This window comes from Tumebacillus flagellatus (assembly GCF_000714935.1).
GTDB classification, from domain to species: Bacteria; Bacillota; Bacilli; order Tumebacillales; family Tumebacillaceae; genus Tumebacillus; species Tumebacillus flagellatus.
This window is the reverse complement of record NZ_JMIR01000017.1, coordinates 56,722-81,819: the sequence shown is the minus strand read 5'-3', so window position 1 is coordinate 81,819 and position 25,098 is coordinate 56,722. Positions and strand designations below refer to the sequence as shown.

The window sequence follows — 25,098 nt, the reverse complement described above, 5'->3', positions numbered from 1 at the left end:
GCATCGGTTGCACTCGCTCAACTTGGACTTGAAAACAAGCGACCCCGCAAACGCGAGGAAAGCGCGTCTGCGGGGTCATTTCTTGCACCAAGGGCGAAAGTTATGTTTTCCGGACTGACTTGCCTATTCCGCCGGGATGTGTTCAGTGGTCAACAGCTTGAGAAAGTTCGGCGGGATGAACTCGATGGAATTCAGATACGAACTGACATAGAGCATCAAGAAGGCCAACGTGTCTTCTCCGCGCTCCACGACGGTCAAGCGGCTGCTCTCCGTCGGAAAGTACCGCGCTTCCTGTGTCGCCGGGTCGTCATAGAGCACCAAGCCTTGTCCCAGCACGAACACCGCGGAGACCCGTTCCGTCAACGGAGTGTTCGCTTGCTGCTTGGCGAGGATGTCGCGAATCTCCGTCAGCGACAGTTCGCTGGCGGCACAGACGATCAAGCCCATCGTGTACGGATGCTCGGTGACCAGTTGAATGCCGCTGGTGTACCCCTTGGGCGTCAGTTTCGGCAGAGCTCGCACGTCCTGAAGGTGTTGCGCCTCTTCGATCAAGAGGCTCTCCGTCAAGCATTCGACCGTCTGGATGACTGCTCCGGTTGTCTCAGCCGGAATCAGCGGCACGACTCCGCTGCGCATCTTGGGCGTGTGCAGTCGGTTGAAGAGGATCAGATCGCTGTCCCGGTCCATATGCGTGCCGTCCACGGAAAAAATATACCCGCTGGTGACCGCATAACGGCGCGCAATCGTCTGCTCAAAGTAGTGAATCAGCAGATGACCCAACGTCCCTTGCCCCGATAACAGGCGGCGTTCCTCTCGTCGTACCCCTTTGAAAAAAGTCTCCCAAACCACAACTCCACTTCCCCTCATCTACTTCTCTCCTTCAGTATGGCAGAGGAGACAAATCTCGACAAGAGAAAATGGGACTGGTTTAGTCGAGGTCTTGGTAGCGATTCACTTGAATGGTGTACGGGTTGTAGTCCAGATCATCGCTGGAAACTTCGATGAAGTACCACTGGCCCCCCGTCGCATTGAAGTCCAGCGTGGTGGTCTCGTCGGAGATGTCTTCGCTGGACGCGATCAGGTTGTGCTTGGAATCATACACGTACAGGTAGTACAGCGAACCGCCGCCCGGTTCGCGGTTCAAGGTGACCGTTTGGCGGAGGGTATTCGTCGGTTTGTAGCCGTAGTAGTCCACGTCGCTCGGGTACGCCATATAGGAAGAGAGCGGATTCCACTCTTGAATCGGAGTTGCCCAGTACGGATCGTTGTCGTTTTCACGGGTGTCCGGAATCGAGTCGCTGACCCAGACGCGGTAGTTCGCGTCGGACGTGTTGCTGTTGTTCGTCACTTGGATGTAATAGTTCGTGTCGCTGCGGCCCCACCAGGTGTCCGGCGATTCGGTGCGGAAGTTTTGGAACGCCTGGTTGCCGTCCTGATCGACGACTTTGTACGAGCAGGTCGAGCAGGATACATAGGTGGTGAAGTAGCCGTTTTGGTACGGGTTGTACAGATAGCTGACCGTAGCGCCTTTCGCCAGCACACCGGTCACGTCTTGGTTGCCTTGCAGGAAATCGGTTGCGTTCGCCGACGATGCGGAAACGCCGGAAACTGCCAAAGCACCTGCCATCAGGGCAGCCGCAGTCAGAGATTTCAGTTTACCGAACATATTATCATCCTCCTGAATATTTGGAATAAATCTATCATAGCACGGAATTTACTCATAGATGGAAGGATAGGTAAAATAATTGTAAAAAAAGACCCTCTCCGCTGTTGTGCGCGGCAAGGGCCTTTTTACGTCATCCGATCGAGCCTTTCATCTCAAACTTGATCAGCCGGTTCATCTCGACGGCGTACTCCATCGGGAGTTCCTTGGTGAACGGCTCGATGAAGCCCATCACGATCATCGTCGTCGCTTCTTCCTCCGTCAGCCCGCGGCTTTGCAGGTAGAACATCTGCTCTTCCGACACTTTCGAGACGCTCGCCTCGTGCTCCAGCGTCACGCCGTCCGTTCGCACATGGTTGACGGGAATCGTGTCCGACGTGGACGTTTTGTCAAAAATCAACGTGTCGCACTTGATGTTCGCTTTCGACCCCGCCGCTTTCGGCCCGAATTCGCACAGCCCGCGATACGTCGTCTTGCCGCCCTGTTTGGAGATCGACTTCGAAACGACGGTCGACGTGCAATCGGGAGCCAAATGCACGACTTTCGCCCCGGCGTCTTGGTGCTGCCCCTGTCCCGCGACGGCGATGGAGAGGATCGTTCCTTTCGCACGCGGACCGAGCATGTAGACCGCCGGGTATTTCATCGTGAGCTTGGAGCCGATGTTGCCGTCCACCCACTCCATCGCGGCGTCCGCGTGCGCCACCGCCCGCTTCGTGACGAGGTTGTAGATGTTCGGCGCCCAGTTCTGAATCGTGGTGTAGCGGCACCGGGCGCGGTCTTTGACCAGAATCTCCACCACCGCCGCGTGCAGCGAATCGGTGGAGTAAATCGGTGCCGTACACCCCTCTACATAATGTACGAAACTGTCATCTTCGGCGATGATCAGCGTGCGCTCAAACTGCCCCATGTTCTCCGAGTTAATCCGAAAGTACGCTTGCAGCGGCACATCGCAACGCACGCCCTTGGGCACATAGACAAACGAGCCGCCCGACCAAACGGCCGAGTTCAACGCGGCGAATTTGTTGTCTTGCGGCGGGATGACCGTGCCGAAGTATTTTTTGAACAACTCAGGATGGTCGCGGAGCGCCGAGTCGGTGTCGGTGAAGATCACACCCCGCTCCGCGAGTTCCTTCTGCATGGAATGGTAGACCACTTCCGACTCGTACTGCGCCGAAACCCCCGCCAGAAACTTGCGCTCCGCTTCCGGAATGCCGAGTTTCTCAAACGTGTCTTTGATCTCCTCCGGCACCTCTTCCCACGTCTTGCCCTGGCGTTCGGCAGGTTTGACATAATAGGTGATCTCGTCAAAGTTCAGCCCCGTCAGATCCCCGCCCCACGCCGGCATTTCCTTTTGAAAAAAAACATCCAACGCCCGCAGCCGGAAGTCGGTCATCCAGCCCGGTTCGTTTTTCATGGCGGAGATCTCTTCCACCGTTTTGCGGGTGAGGCCCTTTTGGAACTTCACGACGGAGACGTCGCGGTCATGGAATCCGTAGCGGTAGTCGGTGGAGAGGGTCGGGAGTTCCTTGGGTGTTTTTTTGTCGTTCTCGGGGTCGTTCATGGGGGGTTCCCTCCTGTTCCGTCAATCCCTTCGATGGCTTGCTCCAGCGCGTTCCACGAGAGCAGCGCACACTTGATGCGCGCCGGAAACTGCTTGACTCCGACAAGCACTTCCAAATCGCCGAGCGCGTCGGGGTCATCCGCCTGCCCCGTCTGCAAGAGACGGCGGAATTCGCGGTTGAGATGCAGGGCTTCCTCCAGCGGCCGTCTAAGGATCAATTCGGTCAGCATCGACGCCGACGCCATCGAAATTGAGCAGCCGTGGCCCTCAAACGCCGCCCGTTGAATCACACCGTCCGCCACGTCGAGAAACAGCGTGACTTCGTCGCCGCAGGCGGGATTTTTCAGCGCGACGGCGACCGCGCCGTCCAATGAGCCGAAGTTGCGCGGGTGTTGCGAATGATCGAGGATGACTTGGCGGTAGAGGTCGGAAAGGTTCGGCGTCATGGCAAAAACACCTCCTGCACGCGCTGAATGCCCTGCACCAAAACGTCCACGTCATCGCGGGTGTTGTACACGCCGAAACTCGCCCGCACGGTGGCGTGCACGCCAAGCCAGCGCATCAGCGGTTGCGTACAATGGTGCCCGGCGCGCACCGCGACACCGCAGGCGTCGAGCACCGTCGCCACATCGTGCGGGTGGACGCTGCCGACGTTGAAGGAAATCAAGCCGCCCCGCGTTTGGTTCAGGCCCGGGCCGTAGAGGGTGACGCCTGCGAGTTGGGTCAGTTTTTCATACGCGTAGCGGGTGACGTCCTGCACGCGCTCGTGCACGGTGTCCATGCCGAGCTCGGTGAGAAAATCGAGCGCCGCGCCCAAACCGACCGCTTCGGCGATCGGCGGGGTGCCCGCTTCGAATTTCCACGGGGCGGGCTTCCAAGTGGAATCGTACAACTCAACTGAGTCGATCATCTCGCCGCCGTATTGGACGGGCTCGGTTTGAGCGAGCAGGTCCTTTTTTCCATAGAGGATGCCGATGCCGGTGGGGCCGTACGCTTTGTGACCGGAGAACGCGAGGAAGTCGCAATCCAACGCTTGCACGTCGACCGGCATGTGCGGCACCGATTGCGCGGCGTCGACGACGACGGCGGCTCCGGCGGCGTGCGCGAGATCGGCGAGCGCGCGAATCGGGTGAATCGTGCCGAGGACGTTGGAAATGTGCGCGACGGCGATCAGCTTCGTGCGCGGCGTGATTTCGCGGGCGGCTACGTCGAGATCGAGCGTCCCGTCCGGTCGCAGCGGCAAAAATCGCAACACCGCCCCGCGCTGTTTTGCCACGCGCTGCCACGGCACGAGGTTGCTGTGGTGTTCCGCGACCGTCAGCAGAATCCGGTCGCCCGGTTGAAGTCTTGACGCGAGATAGCCTTGCGCGACGAGGTTGATGCCATCCGTCGTCCCTCGCGTGAACACGATGTTCTCCGCCCCCTTCGCCTGCAAGAAAGCGGCCGCCTTGCCCCGCGCCGCTTCGTACAGATCCGTCGCTTCGGCGGCGATCTGGTACACCCCTCGGTGGACGTTGGCGTTGTGCGTGCGGTAGTACTGCTCCATCGATTGCAGAACGGCGAGCGGTTTTTGCGTGGTGGCGGCGTTGTCGAGGTAGATCAGCGGTTTGCCGTTCATCTCCCGCTCCAACAGCGGAAAGTCGCTCATTTCAGCACCCCCTTGCGGTCGAGCCATTTGTCGGTCAGGACTTCCATGCCCGGTGCGGCGGGCGCGTCTTCGAGCAGCGGCGCGAGGAAGCTTTTGATCAAAAGTTTGCGGGCGTCCCGTTCGGGCAGCCCGCGGGCTTGCAGATAGAACAACTGCTCCGGCGGCAGTGCCCCGACAGAAGCGGCATGGTCGCAGCGCACGTCCTCTTCGTCGATCAGCAGCGTCGGGATCGGGCTCGCTTGGGCGGTGGGCGCGAGGAGCAGCACGCGCTCTTCTTGCGTGGCAAACGTCCCGACCGCGCCCTGCTGAATCTGCGAGACGGCGCGGGCGGTCAGTCGGGCGTACTCGGTGAGCAGAGCCCGCGTGCGGATTCTCGACTGCGTGTGGCGGCCGATGTGTACCGTGCGCATCGTCCAATCCAGCCGCTGCGAACCCGTTCCCGTCACGAGGCCGTCGAGCAGCACTTCCGATCCGTGGCCCGCTTGCTCGGCGACGAGTTCCGCATGGCCGACGCCGCCGCCGCGATCCAGCATGAACAGTTGAACTTTGGCGTCGCGCTCCACTTTCGCCCGCACGTGCGCGATCCGCGTCATCTGCGCGTCATGCTCTTGCAAAAAAGCCAACCGCACCACGGCGTTCGGTTTGGCAAACACCTCGCCGACCGCAACCACGAACGCCTGCTCCTGCAACTTCGACACTTCGCCGGCGATCAAGGTGACTTCGCTGCCCGCTTCCGCGACCAGCAGCAGGCGCGGATGCAACTGTCCGCCGCCGACCGTGCGCTGCCACCACGCTTGCAGAGGGAGGCGGACTTTGACGTTTGGCGGCACGTAGACAAAAACGCCCAAGTTCCACAGCGCCCCGGAAAGCGCCGTCCATTTGTCGACAAGCAGAACGGCCTGCCCGAGATACGGTTGCACGAGGCTTGGAAACACGCGCACCGCCAGCGACAAGTCTGCCAAGATCACTCCGTTTTCCGCCACTTCCGCATCGAGAAAGTGCGCAGTCTTGCGGTCGTTGGCGTAGACGAGGCGCGATGCTTCCGTTTTTTTGCGATTGCGTTCCGGTTGAAACGGGGTCATGATCTCCCAGCGCTCCGGGCAGGAACGGTCACCTTCTCGCGGGGCGAACAGGCCGCAGGGACGCTGACTGAGATCGAGAGGCATTTGGGCGGGCAGGGATTCGTACGTTTGCAACGCTTCGTGACGCATCCGGCGCAACCAGTCCGGTTCCTGCCGCTGCGTCGTCAGAATCTGCACCAGTTGTTTGCCCACCGCGTCGAGGGTCATGCGAAACAACCCCCTTCCGGCGGGTCGATCGCATCAAGCGGACGCGGGTCGGACGGGGTGTTCCGCGCGGCTTGGGCGCGCTCTTCCTCAAGACTTTCGACCTCGTCGCGAATCCAGTCGTAGCCCCGCTCTTCCAGTTGAATCGCGAGTTCCTTCCCGCCGGAGCGGACGATGCGTCCGTCGAGCAGGACGTGAACACGGTCGGGTTCGATGTAGTTCAAAAGCCGTTGGTAGTGCGTGATGATCACAACGCCCATCTCCGGATTGCGCATGGAGTTGACCGCTTGGGCGACGACTTTCAGCGCATCGATGTCGAGGCCGGAGTCGATTTCGTCGAGGATGGCGAGGCGCGGTTTGAGCATCGCCATCTGGAGGATTTCGTTGCGCTTCTTCTCGCCGCCGGAGAAGCCTTCGTTGAGGCAGCGTTCGGCGAAGGACGGCTCGATGCCGAGCTCCTTCATCTTCGCCGTCAGTTGGCGGTGAAATTGCAGCACGGGCAGCGCGTTGCCTTCGCCGCGGCGCGCGTTCACCGCCAGCCGCAAGAAATTGGCGTTGGAGACGCCGGGGATTTCGGCGGGGTACTGCATCGCAAGAAACAATCCGGCGCGGGCGCGTTCGTCGACGCGCATCGCCAGCAGGTCTTTTCCGTCCAGACGGGCCGTGCCGCCCGTGACTTCGTAGCGCGGGTGGCCCATCAGCGCTTGGGCGAAAGTGCTTTTTCCGGTGCCGTTGGGGCCCATGACGGCATGCACTTCTCCGCCGTGGATCTCGACGGAAAGCCCCTGTACAATCGGCGCCCCTTCGACGGAGACGCTCAAGTCTTGAATGTGCAACAGCGGTTGTGCCATCCGGTCTGCCTCCCCTTCTTCGAGTGAAACCAGAGTCGTATGAATCCTGAGTCGTGTGAATCCTGACTGATTCCGTCATCTTTCCTCGTATCAGCATATGAAAGAAAAAAGCCTGATGCGCTCGACGGCATCAGGCTTTTTTCACGGACAGGTCGGGGATGGTGACGTTGCTTGGCTGGTTGGACGGCTGCAACTCGCCCGGATTCCGGGTTGGGTTGGCGTGCGCAGACGTGGAGAGAACGGCGTCGCCTGTCGCGAGTCCGAGCAGGATGGCAAACAAAAAGATCGGCCATCGGGGGCTTTTCATGGGAAACGAACACCTCTTTGCAGGGAAATGTTGGATTGCGGATGGTTATACGAGTTCGAAGGGTCGCGCGGCGGTGCGCGGGTCGTTTTTTACGAACTTTCTATCCATATGCACGGGCATGAAGAAAGAGATAGTCCGAGGGAACTATCTCTTGGCGTAAGTGGTTATTTGTATGCGGGATTTAGAACAGGTAGCGAAAAATCGTCTTGGCCTCGTCGGACATGAGTTCTTTGGACCAAGGGGGGCTGAACGTCAGCTCGACGTCGACGCTCTCGACCCCGGGCAGCGTGGAAACGCGCGACACGATGTCGTCGCGCATGGAGTCAAACGCCGGGCACCCCATCGCGGTCAGCGTCATCACCACGAGCACGCGCCGTCCCTGCTCCCTCACTTGCACGTCATAGACCAGCCCCAGATTGACGATGTCCATCATCAACTCCGGGTCCCACACCTCCAACAACTCCCTGCGCACGTCCGCCTCCGTGATCACCAGACCGCTCCTTTCGTGTTCGTCGAAAACGTGTAGTGTAGTCTATGCGGAATTTTGGCGTTTTTTCTCACCCCGGTATACATTGGGCATAAAAAATTGCGCGGGCGGGACACCCGCCCTGCCGTCGGAACAGGATGTGTCATAAGATGCAGCATGTACTGCGAAAGGGGGATGCTCATATGTACGGTGTTTTCGGCGGGTACACCCGTTGGGCGGTGGTCTTCCTGATCATCTTCGTCCTGTTTGTCCTGCTCACCCCGGGCTACGGGTACTAATCCCCTGGCGTGACCACAAAAAAGAGCAACCGCGCGTGAGGTGCGGCTGCTCTTTTTCGTATGTGTGTTAGAAAAAGTTGTTCTGCTCCAACTGTTGCAACACTTGCTGAATCTCTTCCGACAAGCGTTGCAGAGACTGGATGTCCTCCGACTGCGCTTCATGGAATTTCTGGTGGAACTCCGCCGCCAATTCGAGGTGTCCGTTGTGGATCATCTTCTCGATCATCGAGAGGATGTCCGCCACGGTGTTCGACTTGGTTTCAAAGAGGATCTGCGCCGCTTTGATCTCGTCCCGGATCGCCGACATCTCGCCGTCCAAGCGGTACGAAGCTTCAGCCGCGCGAACGAGCCGCTCACGGACTTGTTCCGGGATGTTGCCTTTGTATTTATAGTTCAACGAGTGCTCGATCGTCGCCCAGAAATTCATCGCCAACGTCCGCAGTTGGATCTCCGCCAGCAATTCTTGCTCGCCGCTTGCCGTCTGCACCGGGTACTTGACGATAAAGTGGTAGCTGCGATACCCGCTCGGTTTGCGGTTGGTCACATAGTCGCGCTCTTCCACGACGGTCATGTCCTTGCGGCCGCGGATGTGTTCCGCGACGCGGTGCATGTCTTCTTGGAACTGGCACATGATCCGAATGCCGGCGATGTCCGGCACTTCCTCAACCCGTTCCAGCGGGATGCTTAAAATCTTGGCTTTCTCGATGATGCTGGAAACTTTCTTGACCCGACCGGTGCAGAATTCGATCGGGGTGTATTCTTCCGTGTGTTTGATCTCCGTGCGCAAGGAGCGGAATTTGACTTTGAGCTCCTCGACAGCCTGTTCATAGGGAAGTAAGAACGTATCCCAATCACGTCCGTACACTCGGGACGCCCCCTTCTTCTCGCAATTCCCCATCCATCATAGCAAATTTGGCGGCTTTCATCCATTTTTTATGGCCTTATTATTGTATTCTCCACCCGTTTGTACGCATGCGTAAGAGGTTCTGTCGAGGATCGGCAGTGTTTGTTCGCTTTTGCAGGAAAAAAAAGAGGAGCCGCGCGGACGGGCTCCTCTTGGGGCGGTTTAGAATTGTTCTTCGCCGTATTCCTTGATAAAGCTCGGGGCGTGGATGCGGGCGTAGCGGACCGTGCCTTCCGGGGTGGTTTGGAAATGGATCGTGACCGGTACCCAGTTGCCTTTTTCCCGGTAGCAGATCACCGTCTGATGGCGGGTGGTGTGTTTCGGGAGCGGGTTGAGCGGCTCCGTGAGTCCCAGCAGACGGGCGCCGAGCTGGTCAGCCGCTTCTCGGGTCAGCGGCTGCTCGTTCGGAATGTATTCATACGCGATGGTTTGAATGGCGGTCAAATAATCTTGGTAATCCATATGAAAAAACGCCTCCTTCCTTCGTCATGATAGCATATCTCCCCGGCAAATCAACTGGTAAGGACAACGTCCGCACGCACCCGTTTCCTCCGTCTGCGGGAAGTCCGTTTCACCGTCGTGACGGGCGATGTGGTCGCAAGCGGTATGCAGGCGGGACTGCATCTCTTCCAAGTCGGCAGGCGTTACCGGAACGTCCGCTTCGGCGTCGAGCGCCGTGAAGTAGAGCACGGCGCGCTCGACGTGCCAGCCGAGAAGTTGCTCGGCGACCAGCGTGTAGAGTTGCAGTTGCGGCGTGTAGTGGTGCGCCGTACGATTCAGTTGCCGGCGGGTGATGCGGTTGGTTTTGTAGTCGAGCACGACAGCGCGGCCGTCCGGTTTGCGATAGAGTTTGTCGATGATCCCCGTGATCGCGTGCTTGCCGACGAGCAAGCGGAACATCATCTCGCTGTGTTGCTCCGTCGCCGCTTGGACTTCGCGGAAGAGGCGGCTCTCGGTGTAGCGTTGGATATCGCCCGTTAAGAGCGGAATCCAGCGTTGTGCTTCCTCACCGACGATTTTGCGTTCGGTGAGAGCGCGGTGCAGCAGAGGTTGGAGGTCTGCCGGGTGTTGGAGCAGTTCCAAGACGCGGTGCACCAGTGTTCCGCGCACCGTCGGGTCGTGTTCGGCATCGGTGTCCGCCAGTTCTGTCGGCGTCAGGTTCGGCTCCTCCACGGCTTCCACGGCGTCGAACAACGAAATCTGCTGTGTGTCTTCCAATGGTCTCGCCAGTTCCGGGAGACGGAGCGCGTACTTGTAGTAGTACTGGCGCGGACACGTGAAGTACGTCAGCAGGGCGGAGACGGAAAGCGTGAGCCCCGGAATTTCGTCAGGGCGCGGTTGGATCGGGCCGAGAAGCGGGAAATGCGCTGCCAGCGAGGCGGGGATGTGAACGGTCACGTCTCGCGGCTCCAAAGAGACGGCGGATTCGTTTCGATGTTCATCGGGAGCGAAATTCCCTTGGTTGGAGGTCTCAACAAAAGCAAAGTTGGAGTCAATTGCAAAAACGGCATCCCCCGTTGGCTCTGTATTTGCAAAAGCGTCCCCGTTTATTGCCGCGTCTGTTTGAAAGCCATCCACAGAAACTTCCGTTGTCATCACGTCCTCTTGCGCTCCGAGGTGCACCCACTTCACGCCTTCCCACTTCTCGACCTCGGCGGCTTGGAGCCAGCCGAACCAGCGGGAGTCTTCGAGCGTGGGGGGTGTTTTTTTATCGAGGGCGCGGGTGCCGACGAGGAGCAGGTAGTCTCGCGCCCGCGTCATCGCAACGTACAGTTTGCGCCGCTCTTCGGCGAGGGCTTTGGCTTTGTTCTCTTCGGAAAGCAGCGTGGAGTAGCCGAACTCGTTCCAAGCGTCGTTTTCCGTGAACGACGGGACGAGGCCCCGTTGCGGGTCGTAGCGAAACTTCCCGCCCTCGCTCAAATTGAACGTGCGCGCCATGTCCGGCAAGATGACCACGGGGAATTCCAGCCCCTTGGATTTGTGCACGGTCATGATCTTGACGACATCGCTCTGGTCGGACTCGACCTGCGCGTCTTCTTCCTTCACTTCGCCGTCGATGCGCTTCTGCAAATCGGATAAAAACGCCAGCACACTCGCCCGTTCCGCAGGCTGTTCATGGGCGATCTCCAACAGTTTGCGGACGTTGCCGACTTTTTGGTCGCCGCCGAACGTGAGAAACAGCGCCTGCTCGTAGCCGGTGTGTTGTAGGATCGAGGTGAGCACGGCGGCGGCGTTTTTGTAGGACTTCTCTTCGCGCCAGAGGCGGAACAGGGTTTGCGCGCGGGTCAGTTTGGCTTGGTCGTCCGGCGCGAGGCGGTGCCAATTCGGGAGTTGCGTCCAGTCCGGGGCGACGAGACCCTCGCGGCCCAGCCAGTAGAGCGCTTCGTCTGAAACGCCGAACAGCGGGGAACGCAGGGCTCCGATGCGGGCGACGGTGTCCATTTCCTCCACCAACACTTGCAGAACGCTGACGAGGTCGAAGATTTCCTGACGACGGAAAAAGTCGCGGCTGCCGACGATGTAGTACGGGATGCCCGCTTGTTGCAAGGCGTGTTCGTAGATGTACACGTGCGTCATCGCGGAAAAAAGAATCGTGATGTCGCGGTATTGAACAGAACGCAAGGTGCCGTCGTGATTTGGGATGAGTGTTTCTCTCCCCACCATCTCGCGAATCCGTCTTGCTACCGTTCTTGCCTCAGCGAGTTTTTGTTCGACGGAGCCGGGCTCCTCCGTGAGATGCAGAACTTCGATCATCGGCCGCGAATGCGCCGCCGGGCGGGTCGCTTGCATCGGTTCGTACGTCTCCGGCATCAGCAGCTCAAACAACCGGTTCACAAACGCGATGATCGGCTCCTGCGTCCGGAAGTTGTGCGCGAGCGCGACGTGCTCGCCGCCCGATCGACCCACTTCGTCCTGCGTGTCGAGAAACACTTGCACATCCGCGCCACGGAAGCGGTAGATCGACTGCTTGGCATCCCCGACCACGAACAGGCGCAAGTCGTCGTTGCCTTCCGTCAGCGCATCGAGGAGGCGCTTCTGCACCGGGTTGGTATCCTGAAACTCGTCCACCATGAGAAAACGCAATCGCTTCGCTTGCCAGTTGCGCACGTCCGCACGCTGCAACAGCCGGACGGCGAGGTTTTGCAAGTCGGTGAAGTCGAGGGCGCGGTCGCGTGTTTTCTTCTCCGTGTAGAGGATGTGGATCTCTTGCAACAACTGCGAGAGATGCACGACCGTCTCGCGCAGACCGGACGGCACGATGTGGCGGGAGAGCGTCGGCACGTGCGCTTTCAGAGCGTTCACGTCCGGTTTGAGTTCCTTGACGAGCGTGCCCCAACCCGCCGTGAGCTCTTCCAGCAACACCCCGATCTCAGGCAGATACTCCCACCCGCTGTCCCGCCAGTTCGCAAGCGTCCGCGAAATCTCCGGATACTCCGCGCGCAGGCGAAGGGCGCGGGCGACAGATCCTTTTTTGCCGTCGAGGGCGTCGAGGTCGACGGAGAGCACGTTGCGCAGGAGCTTCTCCAGCGTTTCAACAGCGGGCGCGAGACCTGCTTGCAACTCGTCGAGTTTCGCAAGCGTCTGCGTCGCCATGCCCGCGAAGTCCTCCGTCTGCTCGCGAACGCTCGGGTAAAACTCCATCACATGGCGGACGAGCGGCTCATACCCGTACTCGGTGAGCAGCGCCAACACGCCCGCGTCCTCGCGAGAAAGTCCCTCATCGAGCGCCTCGCGCACCGCTTCTTCCAAGCGAAACACCGCCTCGCTCTCTTCCAACACCCGCGCTTGCGGGTCGATGCCAGCCTCCAGCGGGTATTGGCGCAAAAGCTCAGAGCAGTAGCCGTGAATCGTGGTGATCACGGCGCGCTCCACTTCTTCTTGGAGCAGGGCGATCTGGCGCTTGTCCTCATCCTCCGCGTCTGCTTTCCAGCGGGAGAGGCGCTCGCGGATGCGGGCTTTCATCTCGCCCGCCGCTTCCTTGGTAAACGTGATCGCGACAATTTGACCGGGACGGCTCGGCGCAACGCCTGCCTGTCCCTCCGCTTCCAACTCCAGCGGCGGCAAAATCAGCGGTCGACCCGCCAACATCGTCGTGTAGCGTTCCGTCAGCACCCACGTCTTGCCCGCACCGGCCCCTGCGGAGACGGTGAGATGGCGTTCCAGATCGCGGATGGCTTTCCATTGGCCTGTTGTCGGGCGGGGGTCGGTCATTCGGATTCAGCTCCTCTCTGCAGGGTACGAAGCGCGTGGTGGCGGCAAACTTTGCGGAAATCGCAGAAGCTGCAATGCGACTCATCGCTCGGCAACACCGGATAGCGGCCGTCCGCCATGCGCTGGCGGTAGTCGTGCATCGTCGCTTCGGACGTCGCGAGCAGTTCGTTCCACGCTTCGTCGTCGAACTTGGTGCGTTTCTTGCCCATGCCGAGCGCTTCGAGGTACGGCGCTTTGACGAGTGCGCTGGTGGAGCGGTCGACTTTTTCTATAGAATAATAAGCCGCGCCAACCGCTTCTCCCTCGGGATAAAGCGCCTGTTCCACAGCCCGCACATACACCGGCAATTGGAAATCGATGCCGTTCTGGATGGCGCGGGGCATCGGCTTGGTGTTTTTGGCTTTGTAGTCGACGACCATAAACTTGCCGTCGCGGGTGGCGTCGATGCGGTCGATCTGCCCGCGCAGTTTGAGGTCGCCGACGGTGATCGGTTCGCGCTGGGAGCGCGGGTCGTGGTCGGACGTGCTGTTCATGCCGAAGACCCATTCCAGATAGCGCGGGACGAGCGCGAGACCTTGCGCTTTCCACGCTTCTGCCTCGCCGTCAAACCAATCGTGGAGGCGGCGCAACAAGCGGTCGCGCTCCAGTTGTTGCCGCAAGCCGACCTCCGTGTAGCGATTCTCTTGCGCCCGCGACCACTCTTCTTGAAAAAGGGTCTCGATCTGCGCCCGCATCGAATCGATCAACTCGGTGGTCACGCGGTCGACTTCGCGCAGTTGGTCGTAGAGGCGGTGCAGCACGCGGTGGTAGAGATTGCCCTTCTCCAGCGCGGAAAGTTCCGCTTCCTCCTCCTGTGTGGAGTCGAGGTTGAGCACGCGGGAGAGGAAAAATTTATAGCCGCACTCGCCGTAGCGGTTGAATTGTGAAACGCTGTAGACGCGCTCCGTGGAATAGCGGTCGGCGAGTTCTGCGCGGATGGCGTCCGCTTGGAGCAAACCGTCGAAGCGGCTCTCACCAACAGTTGTGGCACGCGCCTGCTCTCCCTCGACTTGACCTGCAATCTGCCGCCAAAACTCCGGTTCGATTTGCAAAAGCGCCTCTGCCGCGAGCGCGTCTTGGGCGGTGATTGCGTCGGTTCCCTGTTGCACGGCTGCCGTTTCCGGCGCAGGCAAAGCGGCTTCGTGCCATTTCGTTTTTTTCCGAAGATGCGCCGCCAGCCAATCGCGGGCTTCCGCGAGATTGGAAATCTGCCCCGGCGACGTCGGGTACAACGCCGATCCACCCAGATATTCGTCCGATTCCTCCAAAAGGTTCGGGCAGATTTCAAAAAGTTGGCTCAAAAACCGCGACGGCAGGTCTTGCTTGGATGCGCTGACGTAAGAAAACCACACGCCCTTCGTCGCCGTATGCAAGCCCATCAGGAAAAACAACCGCTGCTGGTCGATCTGCACTTGCGGCGAAAGCAGCGTGGCACGGTCGGTCAATTCTTCGCGCAACGCCTCGCGAAGCAACCACGACGCGCTCGGCACGAGGGGCCACTGCCCTTCGTTGAGGCCGACAAAAAACACATGCTCAAACGTCAGCCCCCTCGCCGCCGAAGGATTGAGCAGCGCAACGCCGCCCGGCTTCCCGCGTTCGAGGGTGATCTCTTCCGCGTTCAAATAGTTGCTGACGAGCTGTGCAAATTCCGTGCGGGTGTACGAGGACGTTTCGTTCAGCAGCGCGTCCATGCCCTCCAGCGCATCGAGAACTTTCTCCAACGACTCACGGGCTTGGAGGTCGCGTTGGAGGTCTTGAATCAAGTAGCCGTTGTTCTCCCGGTATCTGCGCACCAACGCGTGTTGGAACGTGCTTGCTTCCGGCAACAGCCCGCGCATCGCCACGGCATGCGCGGCTCCGTCGCCTGTGCGCGGAAGGTTCGCCGTCTTCGCGGAGAGCAGGTTGAGAAACGCATAGAGGGCGCGCAGGTCGGCGTGCTCAGAATTCGCTTCGAGTTCTTCGGGGTTCCTGTTCGGACTCGACTTCTTCGGACTCATGCTCTCGGGGAAGTCGAAGGCGAGGTGCTCCTCGATTCGTTTTTTCCAAAGGGTCTGTCCCTTGATCACGCCGAGTTGGCGGGAGAGCTGTTGCGGGACGGTTTGTTTCCCTCGCAGCGGGTGATCGCCGAGCAGGGCGTCCGCGCCCGCCAACTCTTCCAATGTGTCGCGGTGCCAGATCGCGTCGTCCAGCGTGTAGAGCGTCAGCAGATCGCGCAACCACGGCACGCGGTCGGCGGGCAGCGTCACATGTTGCGATACGGGGATGCCCTCCCGCCCGAAGACGCGGTGCAGGAGACCGCCGTGTTCCAGCTCTTGCGGCGTGAGAATCGCGATGTCGCGCAGGGGCACGCCGTGGCGGTGCAACTGCTTGATTTGCTTGGCGACCCAGAGCCATTCCTTCTCCGCCGTTCTTGCGCGGAACGTGCGAAGCGAGGGTGTTTCGGCCAAAGGTTCCGGGTGCGGCGCGAACAGGCGGGTTTGGAGGTGCAGGAGGTCTTCGGGGATGTCCGGCTTGTCCTCGTCCTCCGCGTCCGCCAGATGAATCTGCAACCCGTTTGCCAAAAACTGCGCCAACGTCCCTTCCATCAAGCCCGCCGCGCTCTCCATCCAGCGCCAACGCTCCGTCTGATACGGCACAAACACCTGCACCCGCTCCGCTTGCAATAATGGAAGCAACACTTCCATCTGATGCGGCAGGAAGTCCACGAACGAATCGATGTAGAGCCGCTCGACGCCGGGGAAGAGGCCGTCCAAGCCCTTCTCGCGCAAGAGGCGGGCGGCTTCGAGGTAGGTCTCTTCCGTGTCGAGCAAGGGGAGTTCGCCGCTGTGCAACTCCCGGCGGTACGACTCCAAGACGTGCACGAGGACTTCGATGGAGCGCTCGTCCGCCGTGCCGCGCACCATCTCCAGCAATTTCGCCGGGTTGATCCGCGCGCGCGTCAATTCGCCGATGTGCCTTTGAAAAGCCGCGACGACGCCGGGGCTGTGCGCGAGTTCCTCTAAGGAAGTTCCGTTCCACGTCAGACCCTCGCGTCCCAGCGTCCGCAACACTTTGGCAACCAGGCGTTCCGTCGACAACGCATCGAGCCGGACGTAAGATTTCCCGCCGCGGCGCAACACTTCTTCGACCACTTCAAACAGGGTGAGGATCTGCTCGCCCGCCACGCCCTGTAAGCCGGTCAACACCTGTTCGCGCACGACGCCCGCCAGTCCGCGCGTCGGCACGAGATAGAGGCAGGTCTGCGCGCGACCCGCCTGAATCAATTCCCGAAACTCTGCCGCCCACCGCGCCCGATGCCCGCTGCGGAACGGCCCGCAAATCACTTTTTTCATCTACGCCGTCCTCCTTCTCCATCCCTCTATTGTACAGGCATGCAAAAAGGAGGGATAGACCCCCTCCTCGATTGTGCGTGTGGCAGTTTATGTGTTTTTTTGCTTGCGTTTGGAGATCGAGGCAGCAATCGCCCAGAGAATCGTCACCACGGCAATCCCGATGATCCACGTAAAATACCCGACTTGAATCTGATCGTGGTACCTCGCCACCGAGACTTTCGTTTCTTCCGCGAGGTTGTCGTCCCAGAACTGCCCGCGGCGTACTTCGTAGACGATTTGGACGGCGATGAAGATCATCAGCAACAGCGTGTAGACATAGCCGGAAGCTCGGGCGAGACCGGTTTTTTTCTTCCTTACTTCGCGCATGAGGTTCCCTCCCTGAGAAGAGATGTGGTTTCTCTATGGGTATTCAGGGAACCTCGGTGGGACTACCTATAATATTCGCGATATTCTTCGCGCAACGCCCGCTTCAGGAATTTGCCGACGGAGGTCTTCGGGATCTCCTCCAAAAAAACCACATCGTCCGGCACCCACCACTTCGCAAATTGACTGCGCAGGTGGTCGAGCAGGTCGTTTTTTTCCACGCTGTTTGCTTGTTTGAGCACGACGAAAGCCAGCGGCCGTTCGTCCCATTTCTCGTGCGGAATGCCCGTCACGCACGCTTCAAATACGGCGGGGTGCGCCATCAGCGCGTTCTCCAAATCGACAGAGGAAATCCATTCGCCGCCGCTCTTCACGAGGTCTTTCGTGCGGTCGACCAGTTTGACCACGCCCTCTTCGTCCACGACCGCCACATCGCCCGTGTGCAGCCACCCGTCGACAAACGAATCGGCCGTCCGGTCGTCCTGATAATACTCGCTGGCAATCCACGGGCCGCGCAGCCGGATTTCGCCCATGTCTTCGCTGTTCCACGCCACGTCGCCGTTCTCACCGACCACGCGCATTTCCAGACCCGGCACGAGCAGGCCCTGTTTGGAGCGGATGTCGAGACGCTCTTCTTCGGAGAGCGAGGTTTGGTGGCTTTTCAAGCGCGAGACCAGCGCAATCGGCGCGGTTTCCGTCATGCCGTACGCGTGCAGGAACGGGATGCCCTTGGATTCATACGCCGCGATCAACCCGCGCGGAGCCGCCGATCCTCCGCAGAGCACGGCGCGCAGAGACGAGAGGTCGTACGTTTTTTCCTCCAGCGCTTTGAGCACGCCAAGCCAGACGGTGGGCACGCCGGCTGCCAAGGAGACTTTTTCCTCTTCCATTAACTGCAGGAGAATTTGCGGGGTCGGAGCCGGTCCGGGGAGAACTTGTTTGGAGCCGAACCAGACGCCGGCAAACGGCATGCCCCATGCGTTGACGTGAAACATCGGGACGACGGGCAACAGCACATCCGACTCCGAAACCCCCGTCGTGTCGGCGAGCCCGAGGTTCATCGAATGCAGGAAGATGCCGCGATGCGAGTACGTCACGCCCTTGGGATTGCCTGTCGTCGCCGACGTGTAGCACATCCCGGCGACGGCGTTTTCGTCCAAGTCTTGCGGGTAGGCGTACGTCGCGTCTGCCGCTTGGAGCAGGGCTTCATACGAATACGCCAGGTGAAGCGTCGTCGGCGGGAGTTCCGGCTTGTCGGTCATGATGATGTACGCTTCGACGGAGGTCAGCTGTTCCGCGACTTTCTCAATGATCGGGAGCAGCGTTTCGTCGACGATCATCACGCGGTCTTGCGCGTGGTTCACGATGTAGGAGATGTGTTCGGCGGAGAGACGGATGTTGACCGTGTGCAAAACGGCTCCCATGCACGGGATGGCGAAGTACGCTTCCAGATGTCTGTGGTCGTTCCAAGCAAACGTCGCCACCCGGTCGCCCCGCTGAATGCCAAGCGTTTCGAGCGCGCTGGAAAGTTGGCGCGTGCGCTTGCCATAGTCGGCGTACGTGTAGCGGAAGAGGCCGGAGGGCGTGCGGGAGACGATTTCTTTTTTCGGAAAAAACTTCTCGGCGCGCTCAAAAAGGGTGCGAAGTGTCAGCGGAAAGTCCATCATGGGGAATTCCTCCTTCAAAAAATTCGGTGTTTCGCGGGCGGGCCTGTCGTGTAGGATCTACAGACCCAAGTTCTTCGCAATGATCACTTTCATGATTTCGTTGCTCCCGGCATAGATCGCCGAGACCGGAATGTCTCGGAAGCGGCGGGCAATCGGGTATTCCTCCATGTAGCCGTAGCCCCCGTGCAACTGCAGGCACTGCGACGCCACGCGTTTCGCCATCTCCGTCGTCCACCATTTCGACATCGAGACTTTGGTGACGACGTCGGCGCCGCTGATGTGCTCGGCGATCAACTGGTCGAGGAACGCGCGGCCCACCTCGATTTCGGTGGCGAGTTCCGCAATCGTAAACTGAGTGTTCTGAAATTTACTGACCGACTTGCCGAATGCTTCGCGGCTTTTCACGTAGTCGATGGTTTGACGGAGCATCTCTTCGGCGGACACTTGTGCGGCGATGGCGACGACGAGGCGCTCTTGTTGGAGTTTCTCCATCATGTATTTGAAGCCGCGGCCCTCTTCGCCCAGCAGGTTGATCGCCGGAACGCGGCAGTCTTCAAAAATCAACTCCGCCGTGTCTTGGGCGTGCAGACCGACTTTGTTCAGCTTGCGTCCGCGCGAGAATCCCGGCGTGTCGCGCTCGACCAGCAACAGCGAGATGCCTTTGTACGCCGGTTGGGCTTTGGGGTCGGTTTTGCAGGCGACCAGCACGAGGTCGGCGTGGATGCCGTTGGTGATGAACGTCTTCTGACCGTTGAGGATGTAGTGGTCGCCGTCGCGCACCGCCGTCGTGCGGATGCCCGCCAGGTCGGAGCCCGCGCCCGGCTCGGTCATCGCAATCGCCGTGATGATCTCGCCGGAGACGCAGCCGGGGAGCCAGCGCTGTTTTTGTTCCTCGGAGCCGAATGCGGAGATGTACGGCACGACGATGTCGCTGTGCAGCATGATCCCGACGGTGGAAGAGCCGACGCGTTCGAGTTCTTCATTTAATACGACGGAATATCCCCAGTCGGCACCGGCCCCTCCGTACGCTTCGTCGACGTCCGCGCAGAGGTAGCCCTGACTGCCGAGTTTCTCCCAGAACGAACGCGGGATCAGGCGGTTTTCTTCCCACTCGTCGTAAAAAGGCACGGCTTCGCGTTCAAGAAATTTGCGGACTGCCTTCCGAAACATATGATGCTCGTCTTGCAAATATAAGTGCGGCATACTCGCTTCCTCCAATCAAACTAACGGTCGTTTGAAGACAGTATAGCAGAAAAAAGACCCAAGCGGAGGCGGCCGGGTCGTTTTGGAATCGCTCTATCCAATTTTCAAATCCTCGCGCCGCTCTAGCTTCTGCCCCATCAACATCTCAATCGCTTTCATCGGCGAGGCCGCTTCAAATTCGATGCCTTTCCACAGCCAGCGCGCCGGTTGCTCTTGGTGTTGGTACAGTCTCCCGCGTTCGTCGCCGGAAGAGACGAAGCCGCGGCCCCAGCGTTTCCATTCAGGACTGATCTTCATGATGTAATGACACTCCCTCTGTTCTTTATTGCCTATAAATACAATAAACCAACAGAGATATCCAAACATCTTCATGAAGGGTTTCTTTGTGGTCACAATTCGTAATGTGCAACACCCGATCTCAAACCCACTATTCAAAATGACAAAAAAAAATTCTAAACCGCGCTCCCTGTACCCCTCCTCCCGTTCGGGTATACTGGACAAACAAGGGAATCCATACCGGAAAGGATGAAACTCAGTGTCCGAAACCCTCGTTGAAACACGCTCCGGCATGCCGGCTCTCAAGGAGGAAATCGTCGCGAAGACGCTTGAAGCGTTTATCTCCAAGGAAATCGCCGTGATGTTGACGCGCCGTACCAGCGGTTCGGCGGAAAAGCAGGCGCAATTGATGACCGATGCGTTTTTCTTCCGTTCCGCCGTGTCGTTTGCGCAGGCGCAGACGAAGCACGCTCCGGTGTGGATGTACCGCTGGGATTGAACGGAGCCGAGCCATCCGCTGTTCCGGTACGCCGTCCACGCGGGGGAGATTCCGTTCGTGTTCCACAACCTCGCGCTGTTTGGCAAGATCGGCGTCGCTCTCGATGCCGCAACGGAGCAGATGTCGCGGAACATGCAAGACGCGTGGATCGCGTTCACCCGCAGCGGCAACCCCGACACTCCCGCGCTGTCGTGGCCCGCGTATGACACGAACCGCCGCGCGACGATGGTCTGGAACCGGGAGAGCGGCGTGGTCGACGATCCAGAGGCGGAGAGGCGGAAGATGTTGGTGCGCGAGATCGTCTAAGATTGAAAACCCCAAAGCTCCAAAGAAAAAGGCCCTAGAATGAATGTTGTGGTGCACTGGAAATAAAAAATGAAACTGAGGCTCTTATGCGAAGTTTGTTGTGTCGAGCAACAACATCGTGCGGAGCACTTCAGATGCATTCACACTATTTTGTTACGTTAAATCTAGATTTACCAAAATCCGCTGTTCAAACAACCCATGTAGATCAAAATAGTGACTTATTGGACTGCGTTGCAACAATGAGAAAACTGAGCTCACCTGATTGCCGAGGAACCGAGTTGTCGTTACATGACTGCCGCAAGCAATTGATCGAGAAAACCCTTACGTGCAATCATTGTGCTTCCCTGCTATACAAGAAGAGGTGATTCCGATGTATTCGTTTCGACTTGCTGTTCACCGAAAAATCCCCGTCCTTGGAGCAGTATTGTTGTACAAAGCGCCTAGCCGAGTCGTTGTTCGAACTCTGCCACACCCGCTCCATTGCTCCGTGCCTACGTACTCAAAGAGCGCCTTTGCCACTGGAATCACTCAAAAACTTAGAGCAAGCAGCAACCGAGTTCCCAAATCTCGTCCAATCTATGCTGTCGTCAGATATACCAGAATACAAGACCCTCGCGAATACCACGTTAGAATGGCGTTCTGAAATCTTGGCTCATTTCCTATCTCCTTACACAAACGGTTTTACAGAAAGAACGTATACAAAAATCAAACTCCTGAAACGAATCGGATACAGAATCCCGTCGTTCCAGAAGCTTAGAAACCGCATTCTGTCGTATAATGAAATTTCCAGTCCACAAATCTCGATACTGCTTCTCATGCCTCACCAAAACATTTGTACGAGAGACGAAAAAAAGACCTACCTCGCGTGGTTCTTTTTTCGCATTTTTGAAAAACCACTTGTTAAACCACCTTCACGTTAACCGCGACAAAATCACTATAAATAAATATGTAAATTTATTTTTTTGTATTGATTTTGTGTTTTTTCAGGAATGCTTGCAATGGTTTATACGGAATACGATTTAACTTTCCAAAATTAGTATCCTCGTTATAGTCACGATTTTCCGACTTCTTCCGTCCATACGCACTGTCATTGAGTTCAATACCTTCCTTCCGCTTCTTCTTACCTCCTTTACTTAATATTGTTGGAGTTTCATAGTTACCAAACCATTTCCCACCGCTTTCTTCCATCCTCTTGTCTCTTGCTTCAATACATTCGTAGACAGAGAATAGACCAAGATCTACAATTGTTGGTGTATACATACCTTTCCTAGTTATATTCTTTTGTAAGTTATATGCTATTACTAATAATACATCTCGATCAGGAATTACATTCTTTTTTGTTACCTTTTGGGTAAGACGTGCAGATGGTTCTCTAGGAGTAGGAGGCTTTTTCATCTGAATTTCCGGATTATCAACAAAGAGAAGTTTTAGTTCAAGACGTTTATCCGAGGTATGTATGTAATCTGGATACCCTTCTCGTTCACCTTGAATACCTTCGTGCTTTTTCAACCCTACATCCGGAAGCGCCCCTCTGGTGGTTGGAATCTGCGGGAGCATAGGAATGCAAGCATCCATCAAAGTACCTACTAGTGTTCCAACTTGCGATGGCTCAAAGCCAATTAATATTTGTTCTGGAATAGACAAGATGTCAAATTGAACTCCAATCAAAGGTTTTAAACGTTCCCGCAACTGTTCCAATTCCCCGTCGGTAATTATTTTCAACTCTTGCCCCAGCTTTTTACTACTCATGTTTTGTGTTCTCTCCCATTGAATATTTTTTCGGAATCACTTTATCCCAAGGGACCCCTAGGACTTTACACCAATTCAAAAACTCAATAATATCTAATCTCCGTTCGCAACTTTCTACTTTTGATACGAGTGATTGATTGATATTCAACAAAGATGCTAACTCTTTCTGAGTAATACCAGACTTTAGTCTAGCTGTTCTAAGTCTTGTCATAATCTCGATATAATCATCAGAGTAAATATTGCTTGTTTTCTCCAACATATACCAACTCCTAAAACAATATTAAATGCCACCTCGAAATATTCCAAAACAGAATATAAGAAACGTGCATGACGCCGTCTTGAAACATTCCCTTATTCATGCTATTGTTTCCACGAGGTGATCTTATGAGTAAAAGGCATATAACTCTCCCTGATTCACTAGAGAGCTTATTCGTAAGGCTTGAAGAAATTATTCTTGCTAACTCTGGTGAAGATGAGTTCGAAGAGATTTTTAAACTAGTAACTGCAAAATTGTGGGATGAAGTACATGATACAAACTTTTTCCAACCAGTTAGCAATGAAGAGGACATCTTAAGGAATATCTCAACAGCTCTTACGATGTTACAGAGGGAGTGGGGAGATATACTTGTAGAACCTGAGATTAAGTTGCAGACTCAGCATCTGGCGGTATGTGTTCGACTACTAAGCAACTACAAATTAACAAACTTTGGTTTTGAAGCACTTGATGCTTTCTTTGAATTTATTGTTGCAAGAACTGCCAAAGGGGCTAAGGGGCAATTTTTTACGCCACGATATGTTGTGGATTTTTGTGTTCGAATCTTGGCCCCTAAAGCTCACGAGACAATCCTTGATCCTGCATGTGGTTCAGGAGCATTTTTACTACATTCGCATCAATTTTTATCAACCAGGTATAAGTCTCAAGAAGACCCTAATAATCTATGGGGCTTTGACTTTGATGAAAAGGCTGTTCGAGTCGCAAGAACACTCATGTATGTTGCGGGTGTAGGGAGAACCAACATTCATAAGGTTAACAGTCTCATCGTCCCTCGAATCCAACCCTCCATTTTCGAATCAGAAAACCATTCGATCGCAACCATCGAGGACTATTTGAGAGTGCGGAAAATGGGAGCCGATAGATTTGACATCATTCTAACGAATCCACCATTTGCAGGCGAAATCACAGAAATGGAACTGTTAAATGCCTATTCTATTTCTCAAGGGAAGCAGCGAATCGAGCGAGATGCTCTTTTTCTTGAACGATGTGTCGAACTTTTAAAACCAGGGGGACGAATGGCAGTCGTTGTACCTAACAATAAAGTGGGTGGCAAGGAGTGGGCTGATTTACGTAAGTGGATAATTCAAAATGCGAGAGTAATCGGTGTGATAGGACTTCCAAGATCGATGTTCATGCCTCATACCTCAATTAAAACCAGTATTCTATTTCTCGAAAAAAGACTTCGTATTAACAAAAAACCAAATGAGAACATTTTCTTTGGAATTAGTGAAAAATCAGGAAAGGACTCGAGAGGGGTTCTTGAATTTATCTCGATGGATAACCCGAGTTGGAATAATATTGATCACGATTTAAATGAAATCGAACGCTCTTTCACATCATTTTTACGAGACGAGAAAGTGGGTTGGTGTAGATAATGGCAATTTCCACGATACGCTCTTCTCTCTCACTCGATGAGGGAATCATTTTAGCGCCAGAAAGATACCATCCTGGGCGACAGCTACAATTCAACAAAGACAGCGCTAGCGTTATATTAAGCGACCTTGTATCTTTTTCTTCTAAATCAATATCGCCCGCATCTGTTCAGAAACAGCAAAAACGAGTCGTAGTGTTTGATACTGGAGATGCTTCGGAAGGGAAAACCACTGGAATCAAGGAATTTGTGACGGAAATAAGAAGTAACAAAAAAATAATCAAGCCAGGTGATGTCATTATCTCTAGACTCCGACCCTATCTTCGACAAGTCGCTTTCATCGATGCAAACATCTATGAAGAAGACGTAGATCTCGTCTGCTCCACAGAATTTTATATTCTAAGTCCCAAATCAAATGAATCCATTGCCTATCTTGTACCCTTTTTACTCTCTGATGTAGTGCAGACAGTGCTAGCAAATTCGATTGAAGGTGGACAACATCCACGTTTTAACGAGAGTGTTCTGATGACTTTATCCGTGCCAAAAAAGCTTCTTGAAAAGCGAGAACTACTATCCAAACAAGTTGAATCTGCAATTGAGCAATTTCGTTTATACGAAAAAGGTATGAAAGATGCTCAAAGAGAAGTTCAAGACTCAATCCAATACTCTCTGTCATAAGTTCTGCAAACACCTATCGTAGAAACATAATGCAGCGTAAAGATAAGACCGAGTTTGATGAAACTCGGTCTTTTTATGCCCTCTTTCAATTGTTGTAAAAAGCAAACGAAATAGAAGGCATGTTTTTGCTTGTAATTTATTAA

24 protein-coding genes are annotated in these 25,098 nt (G+C 56.3%); 5 read left to right on the top strand and 19 right to left on the bottom strand.

Annotated features, from left to right (window positions below; translation table 11 throughout):
• Positions 1-123: 123 nt before the first annotated feature.
• The 17 genes from EL26_RS12660 to EL26_RS12585 all read right to left on the bottom strand — a co-directional run bounded on the left by EL26_RS12660 (position 124) and on the right by EL26_RS12585 (position 20,098).
• Positions 124-867 carry a DUF6602 domain-containing protein gene (locus tag EL26_RS12660; protein WP_152559258.1) on the bottom strand — a complete coding sequence of 248 codons (744 nt, stop codon included), beginning with the start codon at positions 865-867 and terminating at the stop codon, positions 124-126.
• Positions 868-928: 61 nt separating this feature from the next.
• Positions 929-1,666 carry a hypothetical protein gene (locus tag EL26_RS12655; RefSeq protein WP_038089235.1) on the bottom strand — a complete coding sequence of 246 codons (738 nt, stop codon included), beginning with the start codon at positions 1,664-1,666 and terminating at the stop codon, positions 929-931.
• Between the two features lie 130 nt (positions 1,667-1,796).
• Positions 1,797-3,224 carry a Fe-S cluster assembly protein SufB gene (gene sufB, locus EL26_RS12650; RefSeq protein WP_038089234.1) on the bottom strand — a complete coding sequence of 476 codons (1,428 nt, stop codon included), beginning with the start codon at positions 3,222-3,224 and terminating at the stop codon, positions 1,797-1,799.
• Positions 3,221-3,670: a Fe-S cluster assembly sulfur transfer protein SufU gene (gene sufU, locus EL26_RS12645; protein WP_038089232.1), complete on the bottom strand. Its 450-nt coding sequence runs from the start codon at positions 3,668-3,670 to the stop codon at positions 3,221-3,223. Before sufU ends, sufB begins: the two co-directional genes overlap by 4 nt.
• The gene (locus EL26_RS12640; protein ID WP_038089228.1) at positions 3,667-4,872 is read right to left on the bottom strand and encodes a cysteine desulfurase; all 1,206 of its coding nucleotides are present in this window, start codon (positions 4,870-4,872) and stop codon (positions 3,667-3,669) included. The genes sufU and EL26_RS12640 overlap by 4 nt, the downstream gene beginning before the upstream one ends.
• Positions 4,869-6,161 (bottom strand): SufB/SufD family protein, encoded by a 1,293-nt coding sequence (locus EL26_RS12635; RefSeq protein ID WP_038089226.1) that lies wholly within the window; start codon positions 6,159-6,161, stop codon positions 4,869-4,871. Before EL26_RS12635 ends, EL26_RS12640 begins: the two co-directional genes overlap by 4 nt.
• The gene (gene sufC / locus EL26_RS12630; protein WP_081857168.1) at positions 6,158-7,009 is read right to left on the bottom strand and encodes a Fe-S cluster assembly ATPase SufC; all 852 of its coding nucleotides are present in this window, start codon (positions 7,007-7,009) and stop codon (positions 6,158-6,160) included. Before sufC ends, EL26_RS12635 begins: the two co-directional genes overlap by 4 nt.
• Positions 7,010-7,139: 130 nt before the next feature.
• Positions 7,140-7,316: a hypothetical protein gene (locus tag EL26_RS25515; RefSeq protein WP_161780720.1), complete on the bottom strand. Its 177-nt coding sequence runs from the start codon at positions 7,314-7,316 to the stop codon at positions 7,140-7,142.
• 181 nt (positions 7,317-7,497) lie between these two features.
• A complete protein-coding gene (locus tag EL26_RS12625; RefSeq protein ID WP_038089222.1) occupies positions 7,498-7,806 on the bottom strand; it encodes a metal-sulfur cluster assembly factor in 309 nt (102 codons plus the stop codon).
• Between the two features lie 342 nt (positions 7,807-8,148).
• Positions 8,149-8,946, bottom strand: coding sequence for a GTP pyrophosphokinase (locus tag EL26_RS12620; RefSeq protein WP_038089219.1), 798 nt, complete (start codon positions 8,944-8,946; stop codon positions 8,149-8,151).
• A gap of 201 nt (positions 8,947-9,147) precedes the next feature.
• Positions 9,148-9,447: a hypothetical protein gene (locus EL26_RS12615; RefSeq protein WP_038089217.1), complete on the bottom strand. Its 300-nt coding sequence runs from the start codon at positions 9,445-9,447 to the stop codon at positions 9,148-9,150.
• Positions 9,448-9,471: 24 nt separating this feature from the next.
• Entirely contained in the window at positions 9,472-13,197 is a 3,726-nt protein-coding gene (locus tag EL26_RS12610; protein WP_038089213.1) for a UvrD-helicase domain-containing protein, read from the bottom strand.
• On the bottom strand, positions 13,194-16,568 hold the full coding sequence (locus EL26_RS12605; protein ID WP_038089210.1) for a PD-(D/E)XK nuclease family protein: 3,375 nt from the start codon (positions 16,566-16,568) through the stop codon (positions 13,194-13,196). Before EL26_RS12605 ends, EL26_RS12610 begins: the two co-directional genes overlap by 4 nt.
• A gap of 87 nt (positions 16,569-16,655) precedes the next feature.
• Positions 16,656-16,934 carry a hypothetical protein gene (locus EL26_RS12600; protein WP_038089208.1) on the bottom strand — a complete coding sequence of 93 codons (279 nt, stop codon included), beginning with the start codon at positions 16,932-16,934 and terminating at the stop codon, positions 16,656-16,658.
• A gap of 62 nt (positions 16,935-16,996) precedes the next feature.
• Positions 16,997-18,598, bottom strand: coding sequence for a long-chain fatty acid--CoA ligase (locus EL26_RS12595; protein ID WP_038089204.1), 1,602 nt, complete (start codon positions 18,596-18,598; stop codon positions 16,997-16,999).
• 57 nt (positions 18,599-18,655) lie between these two features.
• A complete protein-coding gene (locus tag EL26_RS12590) occupies positions 18,656-19,801 on the bottom strand; it encodes an acyl-CoA dehydrogenase family protein (RefSeq protein ID WP_038089201.1) in 1,146 nt (381 codons plus the stop codon).
• A 93-nt stretch (positions 19,802-19,894) separates the two neighbouring features.
• Complete coding sequence (locus tag EL26_RS12585) at positions 19,895-20,098, bottom strand: hypothetical protein (RefSeq protein ID WP_038089198.1); 204 nt, start codon at positions 20,096-20,098, stop codon at positions 19,895-19,897.
• Positions 20,099-20,336: 238 nt separating this feature from the next.
• Between EL26_RS12585 and EL26_RS12580 the strand changes: the two genes are divergently transcribed.
• The 3 genes from EL26_RS12580 (at position 20,337) to EL26_RS26690 (ending at position 21,802) form a co-directional block, all read left to right on the top strand.
• On the top strand, positions 20,337-20,576 hold the full coding sequence (locus EL26_RS12580; RefSeq protein WP_038089195.1) for a hypothetical protein: 240 nt from the start codon (positions 20,337-20,339) through the stop codon (positions 20,574-20,576).
• Between the two features lie 18 nt (positions 20,577-20,594).
• Positions 20,595-20,882: a carboxylesterase family protein gene (locus tag EL26_RS12575; protein WP_152559257.1), complete on the top strand. Its 288-nt coding sequence runs from the start codon at positions 20,595-20,597 to the stop codon at positions 20,880-20,882.
• A 386-nt stretch (positions 20,883-21,268) separates the two neighbouring features.
• Complete coding sequence (locus tag EL26_RS26690) at positions 21,269-21,802, top strand: transposase (RefSeq protein WP_081857167.1); 534 nt, start codon at positions 21,269-21,271, stop codon at positions 21,800-21,802.
• A gap of 34 nt (positions 21,803-21,836) precedes the next feature.
• Here the strand turns inward: EL26_RS26690 and EL26_RS12570 are convergent, their stop codons facing one another.
• Both EL26_RS12570 and EL26_RS26685 read right to left on the bottom strand, forming a co-directional pair.
• Entirely contained in the window at positions 21,837-22,631 is a 795-nt protein-coding gene (locus tag EL26_RS12570) for a hypothetical protein (protein ID WP_052036317.1), read from the bottom strand.
• The gene (locus EL26_RS26685) at positions 22,624-22,842 is read right to left on the bottom strand and encodes a helix-turn-helix domain-containing protein (protein ID WP_420802063.1); all 219 of its coding nucleotides are present in this window, start codon (positions 22,840-22,842) and stop codon (positions 22,624-22,626) included. The genes EL26_RS12570 and EL26_RS26685 overlap by 8 nt, the downstream gene beginning before the upstream one ends.
• A 173-nt stretch (positions 22,843-23,015) precedes the next feature.
• Between EL26_RS26685 and EL26_RS12560 the strand changes: the two genes are divergently transcribed.
• The gene (locus tag EL26_RS12560; protein ID WP_038089185.1) at positions 23,016-24,281 is read left to right on the top strand and encodes an HsdM family class I SAM-dependent methyltransferase; all 1,266 of its coding nucleotides are present in this window, start codon (positions 23,016-23,018) and stop codon (positions 24,279-24,281) included.
• Positions 24,281-24,955 carry a restriction endonuclease subunit S domain-containing protein gene (locus EL26_RS12555; protein ID WP_038089181.1) on the top strand — a complete coding sequence of 225 codons (675 nt, stop codon included), beginning with the start codon at positions 24,281-24,283 and terminating at the stop codon, positions 24,953-24,955. The genes EL26_RS12560 and EL26_RS12555 overlap by 1 nt, the downstream gene beginning before the upstream one ends.
• Positions 24,956-25,098: the final 143 nt, after the last annotated feature.

Coding starts and splice junctions, on each gene's coding strand:
- EL26_RS12660 (WP_152559258.1), bottom strand. CDS start 867: ATGAGGGGAAGTGGAGTTGTGGTTTGGGAGACTTTTTTCAAAGGGGTA.
- EL26_RS12655 (WP_038089235.1), bottom strand. CDS start 1,666: ATGTTCGGTAAACTGAAATCTCTGACTGCGGCTGCCCTGATGGCAGGT.
- sufB (WP_038089234.1), bottom strand. CDS start 3,224: ATGAACGACCCCGAGAACGACAAAAAAACACCCAAGGAACTCCCGACC.
- sufU (WP_038089232.1), bottom strand. CDS start 3,670: ATGACGCCGAACCTTTCCGACCTCTACCGCCAAGTCATCCTCGATCAT.
- EL26_RS12640 (WP_038089228.1), bottom strand. CDS start 4,872: ATGAGCGACTTTCCGCTGTTGGAGCGGGAGATGAACGGCAAACCGCTG.
- EL26_RS12635 (WP_038089226.1), bottom strand. CDS start 6,161: ATGACCCTCGACGCGGTGGGCAAACAACTGGTGCAGATTCTGACGACG.
- sufC (WP_081857168.1), bottom strand. CDS start 7,009: ATGGCACAACCGCTGTTGCACATTCAAGACTTGAGCGTCTCCGTCGAA.
- EL26_RS25515 (WP_161780720.1), bottom strand. CDS start 7,316: ATGAAAAGCCCCCGATGGCCGATCTTTTTGTTTGCCATCCTGCTCGGA.
- EL26_RS12615 (WP_038089217.1), bottom strand. CDS start 9,447: ATGGATTACCAAGATTATTTGACCGCCATTCAAACCATCGCGTATGAA.
- EL26_RS12610 (WP_038089213.1), bottom strand. CDS start 13,197: ATGACCGACCCCCGCCCGACAACAGGCCAATGGAAAGCCATCCGCGAT.
- EL26_RS12605 (WP_038089210.1), bottom strand. CDS start 16,568: ATGAAAAAAGTGATTTGCGGGCCGTTCCGCAGCGGGCATCGGGCGCGG.
- EL26_RS12600 (WP_038089208.1), bottom strand. CDS start 16,934: ATGCGCGAAGTAAGGAAGAAAAAAACCGGTCTCGCCCGAGCTTCCGGC.
- EL26_RS12595 (WP_038089204.1), bottom strand. CDS start 18,598: ATGATGGACTTTCCGCTGACACTTCGCACCCTTTTTGAGCGCGCCGAG.
- EL26_RS12590 (WP_038089201.1), bottom strand. CDS start 19,801: ATGCCGCACTTATATTTGCAAGACGAGCATCATATGTTTCGGAAGGCA.
- EL26_RS12585 (WP_038089198.1), bottom strand. CDS start 20,098: ATGAAGATCAGTCCTGAATGGAAACGCTGGGGCCGCGGCTTCGTCTCT.
- EL26_RS12570 (WP_052036317.1), bottom strand. CDS start 22,631: ATGAGTAGTAAAAAGCTGGGGCAAGAGTTGAAAATAATTACCGACGGG.
- EL26_RS26685 (WP_420802063.1), bottom strand. CDS start 22,842: ATGACAAGACTTAGAACAGCTAGACTAAAGTCTGGTATTACTCAGAAA.
- EL26_RS12560 (WP_038089185.1), top strand. CDS start 23,016: ATGAGTAAAAGGCATATAACTCTCCCTGATTCACTAGAGAGCTTATTC.
- EL26_RS12555 (WP_038089181.1), top strand. CDS start 24,281: ATGGCAATTTCCACGATACGCTCTTCTCTCTCACTCGATGAGGGAATC.